The organism is Paraburkholderia sp. OAS925 (genome assembly GCF_040543975.1).
In the GTDB taxonomy this organism is placed as follows: domain Bacteria; phylum Pseudomonadota; class Gammaproteobacteria; order Burkholderiales; family Burkholderiaceae; genus Paraburkholderia; species Paraburkholderia graminis.
In genome coordinates this window covers 885,781-899,648 of sequence record NZ_JBEUNO010000002.1, presented here as the reverse complement: position 1 = coordinate 899,648, position 13,868 = coordinate 885,781, and the positions used below count along the sequence as shown (strand labels likewise).

7 protein-coding genes and 1 pseudogene are annotated in these 13,868 nt (G+C 62.5%); 7 read left to right on the top strand and 1 reads right to left on the bottom strand.

What is annotated here, in order from left to right:
• Positions 1-167: 167 nt before the first annotated feature.
• The 4 genes and pseudogenes from ABIE53_RS22885 (at position 168) to ABIE53_RS22865 (ending at position 7,223) form a co-directional block, all read left to right on the top strand.
• Complete coding sequence (locus ABIE53_RS22885; protein WP_006047500.1) at positions 168-1,568, top strand: GntP family permease; 1,401 nt, start codon at positions 168-170, stop codon at positions 1,566-1,568.
• Positions 1,569-2,277: 709 nt separating this feature from the next.
• A complete protein-coding gene (locus ABIE53_RS22880; protein ID WP_192699505.1) occupies positions 2,278-2,679 on the top strand; it encodes a RidA family protein in 402 nt (133 codons plus the stop codon).
• Positions 2,680-3,449: 770 nt separating this feature from the next.
• Positions 3,450-3,569 (top strand): annotated as a pseudogene (locus ABIE53_RS22870) (ESPR-type extended signal peptide-containing protein); the annotation flags it as partial.
• A 255-nt stretch (positions 3,570-3,824) separates the two neighbouring features.
• Positions 3,825-7,223, top strand: a complete 3,399-nt coding sequence (locus tag ABIE53_RS22865) for a YadA family autotransporter adhesin (protein ID WP_310075621.1) — start codon at positions 3,825-3,827, stop codon at positions 7,221-7,223.
• Positions 7,224-7,382: 159 nt separating this feature from the next.
• On the opposite strand, the gene ABIE53_RS22860 is transcribed toward ABIE53_RS22865, so the two are convergent.
• Positions 7,383-10,910 carry a response regulator gene (locus ABIE53_RS22860; RefSeq protein ID WP_192699507.1) on the bottom strand — a complete coding sequence of 1,176 codons (3,528 nt, stop codon included), beginning with the start codon at positions 10,908-10,910 and terminating at the stop codon, positions 7,383-7,385.
• Positions 10,911-11,281: 371 nt separating this feature from the next.
• On the opposite strand from ABIE53_RS22860, the gene ABIE53_RS22855 reads away from it, so the two are divergent.
• From ABIE53_RS22855 to ABIE53_RS22845, 3 genes are all read left to right on the top strand, one after another.
• Positions 11,282-11,887 (top strand): DinB family protein, encoded by a 606-nt coding sequence (locus ABIE53_RS22855; protein ID WP_192699508.1) that lies wholly within the window; start codon positions 11,282-11,284, stop codon positions 11,885-11,887.
• Positions 11,888-12,288: 401 nt separating this feature from the next.
• On the top strand, positions 12,289-12,540 hold the full coding sequence (locus tag ABIE53_RS22850; protein ID WP_006047495.1) for a hypothetical protein: 252 nt from the start codon (positions 12,289-12,291) through the stop codon (positions 12,538-12,540).
• 328 nt (positions 12,541-12,868) lie between these two features.
• On the top strand, positions 12,869-13,861 hold the full coding sequence (locus ABIE53_RS22845; protein WP_192699509.1) for a DedA family protein/thiosulfate sulfurtransferase GlpE: 993 nt from the start codon (positions 12,869-12,871) through the stop codon (positions 13,859-13,861).
• The last annotated feature ends 7 nt before the right edge of the window (positions 13,862-13,868 follow it).

The following is a 13,868-nucleotide window of genomic DNA, read 5'->3' as shown; positions in this document are numbered from 1 at the left end:
GTACAATCGGCGGCGGCACGTCTCCCGGTTTTGCCGGCTTTTGGCCCGCCGCGTCAGCGCGCGAGCCAACGCCGGCCGCATGGCATGGAACCTGCGTTCGCGGGCGCCATGCCGTCGTCAGCGGGAGACGGCGTACACGTAGAACAAACCAAGCTTCTGGAGACTCAATGTCCTTTGTCATCGTCCTTGCCGCGCTGGCGTTTCTGATGTTCGCCGCGTATCGCGGCTACAGCGTTATCCTTTTCGCGCCGATCGCCGCGCTCGGCGCCGTCCTTCTGGTCGATCCCGCCGCCGTCGCGCCCGTGTTCACGGGCATCTTCATGGAGAAGATGGTCGGCTTCGTCAAACTCTATTTCCCGGTGTTTCTGCTCGGCGCCGTGTTCGGTAAGGTCATCGAACTGTCCGGCTTCTCGGAGTCGATCGTGGCGGCCGCGATTCGCTATATCGGCCGCTCCCGCGCCAATGCGGTGATCGTCGCGGTGTGCGCGCTGCTCACCTACGGCGGCGTCTCGCTGTTCGTGGTGGTGTTCGCCGTCTACCCGTTCGCCGCCGAACTGTATCGCCAGAGCAATATTCCGAAGCGCCTGATGCCCGGCGCCATCGCACTCGGCGCATTCTCGTTCACGATGGATTCGCTGCCGGGCACGCCGCAAATTCAGAACATCATCCCGACGACGTTCTTCAAGACGACGTCGTGGGCCGCGCCCGCGCTCGGCGTGATTGGCTCGCTGTTCATCATCGTGGTGGGTCTCACCTATCTCGAGTGGCGCCGCCGCTCGGCGATGGCAACCGGCGAAGGCTACGGCACGGAACTCGTCAACGAGCCGGAGCGCGTGGAGTCGAAGCAATTGCCGCATCCGTTGCTGGCGATTGCGCCGCTGGTTCTGGTGGGCGTCGCCAACTTCTTCCTGACTCGCTGGATCCCCGACGCGTACGGCACGTCGTACACCGTCGCGCCGGATATTCTGCCGGGCGTTCACACGCCGCTCACCACGACGATCAAAACCGTGCTGGGGATCTGGGCTGTCGAAGGCGCGCTGCTTCTCGGCATCGTCATGGTCGTGGTCACCGCGTTCGGCCGCGTGCGCGAGCGCTTTGCGATCGGCACGAAGGCCGCCGTGGCGGGCGCGCTGCTGGCGTCGCTGAATACGGCGTCGGAATATGGTTTCGGCGGCGTGATCGCGGCATTGCCTGGCTTTGTTCTGGTCAGCGACGCGCTGAAGAGCATTCCGAATCCGCTCGTCAATGCGGCCGTCTCGGTCAGTTCGCTGGCGGGCATTACCGGTTCGGCGTCGGGCGGCATGAGCATTGCGCTCGCGGCCATGTCGGACGTGTTCATCAAGGGAGCGGAGGCGGCGCATATTCCAATGGAAGTGCTGCACCGCGTGGTCGCAATGGCAAGCGGCGGCATGGACACGCTGCCGCATAACGGCGCGGTGATCACGCTGCTGGCGGTGACCGGGTTGACGCACCGTCAGTCGTATCGCGACATTTTCGCGGTGACGGTCATCAAGACGCTGGCGGTGTTCTTCGTGATCGCCGTTTATTACACGACGGGGCTGGTTTAAGAAGGGCTTGGGCGGGTTCGGGGACTGCTGGTCCTGAACCCGCCCATCAGCATCTGGCGCGGCGAGTCGCCCGTCTCGTTTGCGAGCCAGACGACATCGTCTTTCCACGGCTCGTTGCTCGTCAAGCGCGCTAACTTCTCCTGCAAAATCGCGATCCACGCGGTGGCGAATCTCGGTAGCTCGCGTTCCTGAAGTCGGAGCATGCGCTCGCGATTTTCGACAATACCGGGCTCGAGCAGCCGCAGATGAACTAGTCAGTCATGGCATCAAGTTTCTGCGCTGGCCGTGTAGAAAGTTAGTATCACTACCTATTAGTGGTCATGTCATATCCGGCTTCGAATAGCAAATTCAATTGAGTCACTACCTCCAGAAAACAGGCTCTCGCTGCAATCATTCTCTTGGTGTCCGTGTGCGCAAAGCGGTCGACGGCGCCGGAGATGGGCGAGAACGACGCAGTGGCGCCTCGCCGATTTTCGCAAGTGCTCGAGAACTTGCTCGGAGAGCGGGTGACTGTGTCGTGTTGCCCAACGCAGGTCACGCGATGGCGCCTGAGCAGCCGAAAGCAATGGCCGACGCGATCCCGACGTTCGCGAAGCGCGTCAATCAGTAAGTGATTCCACGATGTCCAGACATCGGCGTCGGCCACGCGTCGCGACTTTTGATCGGTTATCGTATCAACCCACATTCGCAGCCGTGAGGTGCAATCTCCATGAGCCCTACCCCCGCTTTCTGGATGGTCCCCGGCGCGCCGACGCCGGTCGGTCCGTTTTCGCACGCCGTGGAAACCGACGGCTGGGTCTTCCTCACCGGCCAGATGCCGACCTCGCCCACCGACGACGCCGCGCCGCTTCCCGAAGGCGTGGTCGCGCAGACGAAGCGCGTGATGGACAACCTCGTGCTCGTGCTGCAAGGTCTCGAACTCGGCTTGCAACACGTAGTCGCCGTGCGCATTTTCCTCACCGAGTTCAAGCGCGACTATGCGGCGATGAACGACACTTATCGCGCGTACTTTCCCGCCGACGCGCTGCCTGCCCGGACGTGCATCGGCGTAACGGCATTGGCGCGTGACGCGCTGGTGGAAATCGACTTCATCGCGCGACGGCCGGGCTGAGCGCCGAGGCCTCAGCACTGGCTCGATAGCCCATCCTGAGCAATTCGTTTTGCCGCAGCTTCAGGCCGTGCCGTGCCGCGGCCTTCACCCGATGTTCGCGACACCGTTCGAGAATCGCGAATCGGTTGAATGGGCAATGGCCTTCTCCATGACGTCCGGCTTATTGAGAGCGGACTAATTATCCAATCAAATGCGAATGGATTAAAACGGGCGATGTAAAAAGTCCCGTTGTGACCATTAATAATTGCATGCAGCGGGGAAGGCGGCGGCGTTTCTATTACATCTAATACGACCAGTATTTTCCGACATTCAATGCACATGTCCGGCGCTGATATTTTCGCTTTGTTGAAATTGAGGCGACTATTCAAGCATTTCTTCGCTACCACACCTTGCGGTACTTTTCGTTGGGACAATTCCTAAAAGCGTCCGCGCCACATTCTTGCGTCTTGCATTTTCTTGATCTCCGTCACCGCTGATTTCTGAATTTTCCCTGGTATTTAGGAATAGTCCTATTGAGCCATCGTTCAAGTCTCATAAAGTTCGGTTGTTGCCGGCAATTTTGAGACGGGGTGTGACTTAGCTATCGAGCTGAATTCAAATCCATAGTGGACGAGCAGTCGTCGCATAATCGTGAATCGGTGTGCGATTCATTTGATTTTTGGGCGATTTAATTGTGACGAGCCGAGCGCAGTAATCGTCACGTCCACTCCCAAGCCTGAGTTGAGCAGCGACAGAACGCGTGACGATATTTGTTCAATAAGGGGTTTTAAATGAATAAAGCATTTCGCTCGGTTTGGAACGAGTCAACCGGCACTTGGGTGGCTGCGCAGGAAGATGCAAAAGGAATAAGCAAAAATTCGAAGCCCGCTTGTAAGAGTAGGCTGAGCGCTATTTCCTGGTCGTTAGGCGGTACGGCGGGCATTGCGCTTGCGATTTTTTCTTTGCCGGCATCTGCAAGCGTTTTGTGTCTGTATGACAATAATGGAAAAGACCAGGTCTCCAGTAATTCGACATTTGCTAGTGGCTGTTCAAGCCGGTACGTGCCCTCCAGCGACTACTATGCCCTCCTCGAATCCGGCTCGCCGTCTGGAGCTGCCGGCATCGTGCTCCAGGCTGGAAACATAACGTACTACCTGGCCAGCACGATGACCCAGAACACGCTCACAATGAGCGTGTCCGACACCAACGTGTTGTTGGACGGCCTGGCGCCAGGAGCAGTAACAGCCTCAAGCCTGAATGCTATTAGCGGTTCCCAGCTTTACGGTACGGCAAGTACCACGGCGGCCGCGCTAGGCACGACGATGGCGGCGAACGGCACGATCGTTGCGCCTGGCTACGCGCTGCCGCAAGCGAATGCAATCGATGGGACGTCGGGCCCGGCTAACAACGTGAGTTCGGCGTTCGCTACGGTCGATACAGCCCTGGGCAAGTTAAGCGACAAGCTCAGCGCAGGCATCGAGTACTTCCACGCGAACTCGGCGCTGGCGGATTCGTCGGCGATTGGCTCCGAGGCAATCGCGATCGGTGGGGCCGCGGCCGCATCCTCCGGTGGTGCGATTGCCGTGGGCCAGCTAAGTATGTCCAACGGTACGGCTGCTGTTGCAATCGGCCAGAATGCAACCGCCACTGGCATTGCCAATATCGCGATCGGTCAACGCGCCACCAATGCGGCGACTCTCAACAATTCGATTGCAATTGGCGGAGACTCAAAATCGGGTGGTCAGTCAAGTTCGCTGGGTAATAGTGCCGACACGTCGGCAACCACATTCGCAGTCGCTGTCGGTCACAGCAGCGTGGTGACAGGTAGCTCCGGCACCGCGCTGGGTGCCGGAGCGTCGGCAGCGACGGCGAACTCGGTAGCGCTCGGCTCGAACTCGGTGGCGAACTCGACGACGCTGGCGACGGCAGGCTTCACGCCGACGGGCGGCACGGCGATTTCGGCAGGGACGGCAGCCGGCGGCGAAGCGTCCGTGGGCTCGGCAGGTGCAGAGCGTCGCATCACGAACGTCGCGGCAGGCCTGAACGCCACGGACGCGGTGAACCTGAGCCAACTGATGTCGGAAGACGCGAAGGTCAACACGATCAACAACAACGTGAACAACCTGAGCAACACGGTGAACAACATCGTGAACGGCGGCGGCATCAAGTACTTCAACACTAACTCGACGCTGGCGGATTCGTCGGCAACGGGCACGGATGCAGTTTCGATCGGCGGCAACGCTCAGGCGACGACGGCGAACTCGGTAGCGCTCGGCTCGAACTCGGTGGCCAACTCGGCGACGCTGGCGACGGCAGGCTTCAACCCCGGCGGCGGCGCAATCTCGGCAGCCACGGCGGCAGGCGGCGAAGTGTCGGTAGGCGCTTCAGGTGCAGAGCGTCGCATCACGAACGTGGCAGCAGGTCAGAATGCGACCGATGCGGTGAACGTGAGCCAGTTGCAGTCGGAAGACGCGAAGGTGAACCAGATCGGCACGAGCACAGCGGCGTCGCTGGGTGGCGGTTCGACCTACGATTCGACGACGGGCACGATCACGAACCCGACGTACTCGGTGGGCGGCACGACCGTCAACAACGTGGGTGACGCGCTCACCAATCTGGACGGCCGTACGACGCAGAACACCACGAATATCGGCAGCCTGACGCAGAACATCAACAACGGTACGGTCGGCCTCGTGCAGCAGGACGCAACGTCGCGCAACGTCACGGTGGCGAAGGATACCGGCGGCACGGTGGTGAACTTCACGGGTACGGCAGGTTCGCGCACGCTGACCGGTGTAGCAGCAGGCGCGCTCAACGCCACGAGCGTGGATGCGGTGAGCGGTTCGCAGTTGTACGCGACGAACCTGAACGTCTCGAACCTGACGAACGTCGTCAACAACATCAGCAGCGGCGGCGGCATCAAGTATTTCAACGCTAACTCGACGCTGGCGGACTCGTCGGCAACGGGCACGGATGCAGTTTCGATCGGCGGCAATGCTCAGGCGACGACGGCGAACTCGGTGGCACTGGGCTCCAACTCGGTTGCCAACTCGAGCACGCTAACGACGGCAGGCTTCAACCCGGGCAGCAGCGCAATCTCGGCAGCAACGGCAGCCGGCGGCGAAGTGTCGGTAGGCGCTTCAGGTGCAGAGCGTCGCATCACGAAAGTCGCAGCAGGTCAGAACGCGACCGATGCGGTGAACGTGAGCCAGTTGCAGTCGGAAGACGCGAAGGTGAACCAGATCGGCACGAGCACGGCGTCCTCGCTGGGCGGCGGTTCGACCTACGACACGACGACGGGCACGATCACGAACCCGACGTACTCGGTAGGCGGCACGACCGTCAACAACGTGGGTGACGCGCTCAGCAATCTGGACGGCCGTACGACGCAGAACACGTCGGACATCACCAACATCAACAACACGCTGAACAACATCACCAATGGCGGCGTCGCTACCAGGTACTTCCACGCCAACACGACGTTGCCGGATTCACAGGCGACGGGCGCGGAATCGGTGGCGATCGGCGGCAACGCGCAATCTCTCGCGACGAACTCGGTTGCGCTGGGTTCGAACTCGGCGGCTGATCGTGCCAACACGGTGTCGGTCGGCTCGGCGGGCAACGAACGCCAGATCACCAACGTCGCAGCCGGCACGGCCGACACGGACGCAGTGAACCTCGCTCAGTTGAAGGCCTCGGGCATCATCAACCCGAACGGCACGACCAACGCGGCAGTCACGTACGACCACAACGCCGATGGTACGACCAACTACAGCAGCGTGACGATGGGTAACGGTGCTGCGGGCGGCACGACGATTCGCAACGTGGCAGCAGGCACGTCCGGTAGCCACGCAGTCAACGTCGACCAGATGAACGCAGCGATCTCGACGGCGACGGACATTGCCAAAGCAGCCAGCAACCCGATGTTTGCAGCAGACGGCAACCAGGACACGCAGATGGCTAGCGCAACTGGCTCGTATTCGACTGCGATGGGTGCCAGCGCCAATGCCGGCGGCAAGCAGTCGATTGCAGCCGGCAACAATGCCAACGCAAGCAGTGAAGGTGCAACTGCGATCGGCGCCAATACTCAGGCGACCGGCAAGGGTTCGGTTGCCCTGGGTTCCGACTCGGTGGCAGACCGCGACAACACGGTGTCGGTGGGCTCGGCAACGAACCAGCGCCAGGTCGCCAACGTCGCAGCCGGTACGGCGACGCACGACGCAGTCAACTTTGGTCAGTTGAACGACGCGATCGGCAATCTGCCGGCCGGCATGACGGCAAAGACCTACGTCGATCAGCAGATCAACTCGGTGCAGAACAGCGTCAACCAGGTCGCCAGGAGCGCTTACTCGGGTATTGCGGCAGCCACCGCGCTGACGATGATCCCGGACGTCGATGAGGACAAAAGGATCGCGGTCGGTATCGGCGGCGGTTCGTACAAGGGTGCGCAGGCTGTGGCGCTCGGCATCTCGGCGCGTATCACTGACAACCTGAAGATCAAGGCCGGCGCGGGCACCAGCGCGGGTGACACGACGGTTGGCATGGGTGCTTCGTATCAGTGGTAAGTGCCGTGATGGATCGGACGCAAGTCCGGTCCATCAACCGGATCTGCGTTGACTGAACTGCAAGCGGCGCCCTTGTCCGTCGGACCCTTGGCAAGGGCGCCGCTTCAATCACTGCATTGGTGAAAATGAACACTTCTCTCTTTAAATCTATGCGCCGACTCAATGCGCCGACGCTTCGTCGACGCCATAGCGATCGCACAACGCTTCGTGCAGCGACACGGCGCGCTCGTCCATCTCCGTCGTCCAGCTCTCGCTTTCGTTGCATAGCCGCTGCAACTGCCTGCATTCGTCGACGAATCCCGGCTCCTGCACGATCACGAACGCGCCGCTCGCGCTATGCGCCCAGCCGGCCAGCGCCTCCCGGTCTTCTTCATCGACGATGGCGAGAAGCCGCGGCAAGTCGTTCTTCAAATGCTCCTTGAGCATCGCGGTGTAGCGCGCCCTCTTATCGACGGTGAGTGTGCTTGCAGCCGAGGCAGCGGACGCCGGCTCTGTCGTGCGCGCCGCGCTGTCCTTCGCGACGGGCGCCACCGCGACCAGCGCAGCCTCGAGTTCGCTCAACGAAGCGGGCTTCGACACATGACCGCTGAAGCCGCGCTCGCGCCAGCTATGCGCTTCCTGATTCTCCGCGACCGCGCTGAAGGCAAGCACCGGCACCTGCTGGTCCCGCTCGCGCAGCGCGGCAAGCAGTCGATAGCCGTCCATCGCCGGCATGTGGATGTCGGTGAGCACGGCGTCAAAACGCTTCGCCTGAAACGTGGCGAGCGCCTGCTCGCCGTCTGGCGCGATGGTCGGCACACAGCCGAGCGTCGCAAGCTGTTCGGCGATCAGGCTCTGGATCAGCGGATTGTCTTCGGCAACCAGAACCCTGAGTCCTTGCAACGCCGGATGCGTCGCCACGGAAGGCGCGGGAGCAGGCGCCGCGTCCAATGCGTTCGATGCGTCCATCTCCGATGCCGCCGCTGCCGCCGATGCGGACACCGCAGCAACAGGCACGCCGTCGACGGCCTGCTCGATGGCCCTGCGAATCGCCGTGGCGCTGAATTCGGTCACTTCGAGCACGCCTTCATCACGCGCGCGCGGTCGCGCCGGGCCCTCGCGAGTGATCCACACGGCGCTCAGCGGCTGCAACGCGCGCAAGCTCGCGATCGCCTCGAGATCGTATGCGTCGGAGACAATCAGCGCCATTGCGCAGTTCGTCCGCAGCCAGTTCTGCGCGTCAGCCAGCGTCGAGACGACGTGCGCGCTCCAGCCAAAGTGTTCGAGCCAGCGGTCGAGCAGATTGACGATCTCGCGATCGGGAAACAGCGCGAGCAGCGGTCCACGCGTTGCCGCCTGAGGCGCAGGTTTTTCGTCAGGCGACGCAACCAGCGGAATCGATACATTGAATACGCTGCCGACGCCCACCACGCTTTCCGCCGACACCGCGCCGCCCATCAACTCGCACAGCCGCGCGCAGATCGCGAGTCCAAGGCCGGTGCTTTCCGCGCCGCGCGAGGCGCCCGCCTCGCCTTGCACAAACGGCTTGAAAAGCCGCCCGACGAGTTCCTCGCTCATGCCGGGCCCCGAATCGGAGACGCGGCACTTCAGGACCGGGTGGCCTGGCGTGTCGTCGGCGAGTTCCGCTTGCAGCGTGATCTTGCCGCTCGACGTGAACTTGAATGCATTGCTCAACAGATTGTTGATGACCTGCGCGATCCGCATTCTGTCGCCGATCACGGTGCGATCGATCGCGGGCGAAAGCAGCGAATAGAAACGCACGCGCCGATCGCCCGCCATCGACGCATACGACAGCGCGATGTTCTCGAATGCGTCGAGCAGCGCAAAGGGCGCGCGCACCAGAAGCATTTCGCCCGCATCGATCTTGGAGAAATCGAGAATGTCGTTGACGACGCGGCGCAGCGCATCGCCCGCCACGTTCAGACTGGCGAGCCGCTGCGCATGCGCGTCGAGCCCAGGCGTACGCGCGAACAGTTCGAGATTGCCGAGCAGCGCATTCAACGGCGTCCGGATTTCGTGACTCATCGCGGCGAAAAAATTCGTGCGCGCGCGCATCATCGCTTCCGACGTCTGCTGCGCTTGCCGCAGTTGCTGTTCGAGCTCGTGCTGCGCGGTCACGTCGAGGATCGCGCAGAACAACACGTCCTCGCCGGCATAACGAGCGGGCGCATAGGTGAACTGCAGGAAGCGGGCGGGCGTGCTGTCCGTCTGAACCGGCGCCGAGGACGCTTGCGGAGGCGCCGGCTGAACTTCCTGCACGGGCCTCGCCGGTGCGACGAAAGCGGCAATCCGCGCCAACGCGGCCGCCGAAACCTGCTCCGGCACCTTCGTCAGAAACTCGGCGGCAATATGCGGCGGCAGGCGGCTCGTGCCCGGCTCGATACCCAGGAGTTCGGTGGCGAGTGCATTCGCGGTCAATATCGAACAGTCGCTTCGCCGGACGATGCACAGTCCGACCGGCGTCGCGCTCACCAGAATGTGATTGAGCGTCTCGCTTTCCAGCGCGCGCGAGGTCTCGGCGAACGCACTGCGCAGAAGCCGCAGTCCGAAGAAGCGCGCGGTCAGCGCGATAGCCAGCAGCACCAGCAACGCGAGCCCGCCGATCACGCCGAGTTGCCAGCCGAGCGCCACGGCGAGCGCGCCCCACGGCACGTAGCCGACCAGCGAGCCGAAGCCCGGCATCAACGGCTCGTGAAAAATCGCGCCTTCGCGGCCGAAGTGGAAGGCGTGAGACGGGGTCGCGGCTATCGTCCGTTGCAGCCTCGCGCCGGTTTGCGCGCTGAGCGCGGCGGAAGATACGAGAATGCGCCGGTCAGGGCCCATCAGCAAAGTCGCGCCCGCGCCGCCGGGCGGCGCAAGGCGCGCGGCGAGCACGTCGAGCGAAACGCTTGTGGCGATCAGCGTGACAGGCTTGTCGCCTTCGTAGTAGGCACTCACCACCGAGATGACCGGCGTGTTGCGCAGCGGATCGCGATACGGTCCGATCCACACGTGCTCGCCTTTGCCGGGCACGCGCTTGCCTGTTTGCGCTTGCAGCTCATGCTCGATCGTGTCGCGCAACGTGCCGATTACCGCCTCTTGCGGCGGCGGCGCCCGCGTGGCCCCGGCTCCAACGTCGGTTGCCGAATCCGCGAGCGAAGGCAAAATCACGGCGTAATTTTCATCGAGGCCGATCAGCGTCGCGTGCTGCGCGAGTTCGAACGCCTGCTGCGTGACCAGCGTCGATTGTGCGGATTCATACAGCCGCCAGACTTTGTCGCCGAACTGCGCACCCCACGCCGCGCGCGTTGCCTGGCCGATGACGATGTCGAATTCCGCGTCGACCCGGTCGACCTTGCCGCGCGCCGCGCCCGTCTGCGCGATGGATCGCTCCACCGCTTCGGGTGCGCGCCGCACCTGGGTCGCGCTGTAGTAATAGTCGAGAGTGAATTCGGTGCGCCGCAAGAACGACTCTTTGCGATGCAGAAGCAGCGACAGGTCGGTGGCGCTTTGCGTGGCGAACGCACGGCGGTATTCCAGTTGCTTCAGCCCCGCGACCACAGCCAGCAGGAGCGAAAAGATCACCACCATCAGCATCAATGAGCCGATTGTCGCGAGATAAACCCGCCGCTGGCGCTTCGCGTTTTTTGCGAGCGAGGCAAACGCCTGAGCGAGTGACTCTTGAGTACGATCAAGGATTTTCTGCATCGGCCCAAGTACGTTGCGGTTCGCGCAGGCAGACCGCTGCGATCTTTGGCGAACCACGTCTGCTGACCTATACCGGCGCAGTGTAGTCTTTTTGAAGATGATGCGCGATGCATCCGGCACCTTTTACGCATTGACCTTTCACGCATTGACCTTACGCATTGATCCGATAGATCAGCATTACTCCCACCTCGACAGCGATGAATTGGCGACCCACGATGCATGCGTCAGTGCCCGATGAATGCATGGGGCGGACTGACCCAAGTAACAACGGCGTTTAGCGGCCCGTCGCAAGACGGGCCGTTTTTTTTGTGCGCGGTCTATGCTGTTCAGGCGCAGAGGTCGATGTGCGCACACCATCCACGGAGGCAGACATGATTCGTTCCGACTCGCGAGGCGCTGCGCCGCGCGATGCGCTGTCTGAGCATTTCAGCGACATGGCGCGCAACAACGCGTGGTCCAACCTGCGCCTTTACCGCGCATGTCTGAGCTTGAGCGACGAAGCGTTCGCCGCGCACCGGGTGAGCTTCTTTCCGTCGTTGCAGCTCACGCTGAATCACATTCTGCTGGTGGACCGCTACTACTTCGACGCGCTGATCGGCGGCGGCCAGGGCCTCACGATTTTCGACGACGAAGTGCCCTATCCGCGCGCCGCGCAACTATGGCAGGCTCAGGCGGCCAGCGACCACGCGCTGCTGAGCTTCTGCGAATCGCTGACGGCCGACGACTTGCAGCGCGAAGTGCAAATCGACCGGGGCCCGTCGATCGGCGTGCAACGCGAACGCATCGGCAACGTGCTGCCGCATGTGTTCGTGCATCAGATCCATCATCGCGGACAGGTTCATGCGATGTTGAGCGGCACCGCCATCGCGCCGCCGCAACTCGACGAGTTCTTTCTCGATGCCGACGCGCCGCTGCGCGCCTCGGAGATGCGGGAGTTGGAGCGCATGCGTGACGAGCGTGATCGTCCGCCGCTATAGCGTCGCGGCGCGCAAGGGTTGCGGGCCGAGGCTGCGACACGCGCCTCATGATCTCTTCAGGTGCGCTTTGCATCGGGCGTTTTTGCCGATCAGCGCGCACGCGGTTGCGCGTCGCGTCTAACCGTACCGCGCGTCACCCGCATGACAACGTCGAAGAACGATTGCACCGCGACGGGGCAGGAAAAATGCAGCCGTCGTCGCGACGACTCCGTTAAACTCATTGTCACTGCGAACGTCATCGCCTGCGTGGGCGCGCGGCCCGCAAGGCCACGCGCACGGCGGCGCTCGGGCTTGCAGGCAGAGGCGCCGGCAATCGCCAAAAGCGTCAACATTGCGCGACAGACGGCGCGTCATGCTGCCCGTACAATGATTCGATCAACAACGGAACAAGGACAACTTCGATGCGCACTACCGGGTCCTCCGGGTCAATGGCCCTGCTCACCGAATACGACGACGCAACCGGGCGTGAACTGCGCACGCTGCGCCTCGAATCGACAGAAGACGGCAAAGGCATCCTTCTGGTCGAAGTCGACGAGCGCAAGCCTGGCATCCATCGGGAAGTCCGCTACGAAATCACGCCGGCGGAACTGATTGCCGCGATTCGCGCGCACGGCGCAGAGTTGCCCGGCGAGCAGCACAATCATCGTCAATAACGCAAAGGTGCGGCGCCTCGCGGTGGGCGCCGCGTAGGCAGCGGTTTTCGCCGGCATTGCAGTCGGCGTTTGTTGCTCGCGGTTCTGATGCTCGCCGCTCTGTTGCTCGTCCTTCCCGCAGTCTTCGCGCGCCGATTTTATTCAGAGCGCGCGAGCTTTAATCGTTTTTGATTATTAGAATCCGGGCCGCGCGGCGGTAGCGCTTCCAACCCCGAATAACCGGGGCATTTCAAGGGCTTTGCACGTCTTGAAAATGGTCCATAATCGCTCCATTCTCCTTTGCTTCCCTACTGCGCGCCGTGCCTGAAAAGGCCGCGGATGTAAGTCGATGCTACATGACCTCGTCGAGCAATATGGCCCGGCGCTCATCTTTGTGAACGTGCTGGCCGCCTCCATCGGCCTGCCGGTGCCGGCCATGCCGTCGCTCGTGTTGTTCGGCGCGATGGCCGCAATGCATCCGGGCTCCGTCGGCACGGAATTGCTGCCGGTGCTCGTGCTGTCGATCTTCGCGACGCTGATCGGCGACAGCGCCTGGTATCTGGCGGGCCGGCTGTACGGTGGCAATACGCTGAAAACCATCTGCCGTCTGTCGCTGTCGCGTGACACGTGCGTCAAGAAAACCGAGCGGTTTTTCGGGCGTTGGGGCGTGCGCGTGCTGGCCGTCGCCAAGTTCGTCCCCGGCCTGTCGATCGTGTCGATTCCAATGGCGGGCGCAATGGGCACGCGCTACCGCACGTTCCTCACCTACGACAGCATTGGCGCCGCGTTGTGGTCGGGCACGGGGCTCATCGTCGGCGCGTTGTTCGCGCGTCAGATCGACATGGTGTTCGCAGCCGCCGGGCGTCTCGGGCGCACTGCCGGCGCGGTCGCCATCGCGTTGCTGCTGTTGTATGCGGTGTACCGCTGGATTCGCCGTCGTCAGTTGATCAACAAGCTCGCGTCCGCCCGCATCGAAGTGGACGAGCTCGCCGAGCTGGTCGCCGCGGGCAACACGCCGGTGCTGTTCGACATCCGCTCGCAAGAGAAGCGCAAGCTCGATCCGTTCGTGATTCCCGGCTCGCAATTCGCCGACGAACGGCAGCTCGATCAGATCGTCGCCACTTATCCGCGCGATCAGAAACTGGTGATCTACTGTTCGTGCCCAAATGAAATTTCGGCCGCATGGATGGCCAAGCAGTTGAACGAAGCGGGCTTCGACGACGTGCTGCCGCTGCGCGGCGGCATGGAAGCCTGGCGCGACTCCGGCCGGCCCGTCGAGGGCTTGCCCGGCATGCCGCCACCCGAAGCCGCCGTCGAGCACATCGCGCCGAAAGCGGTCTGACGCCGCG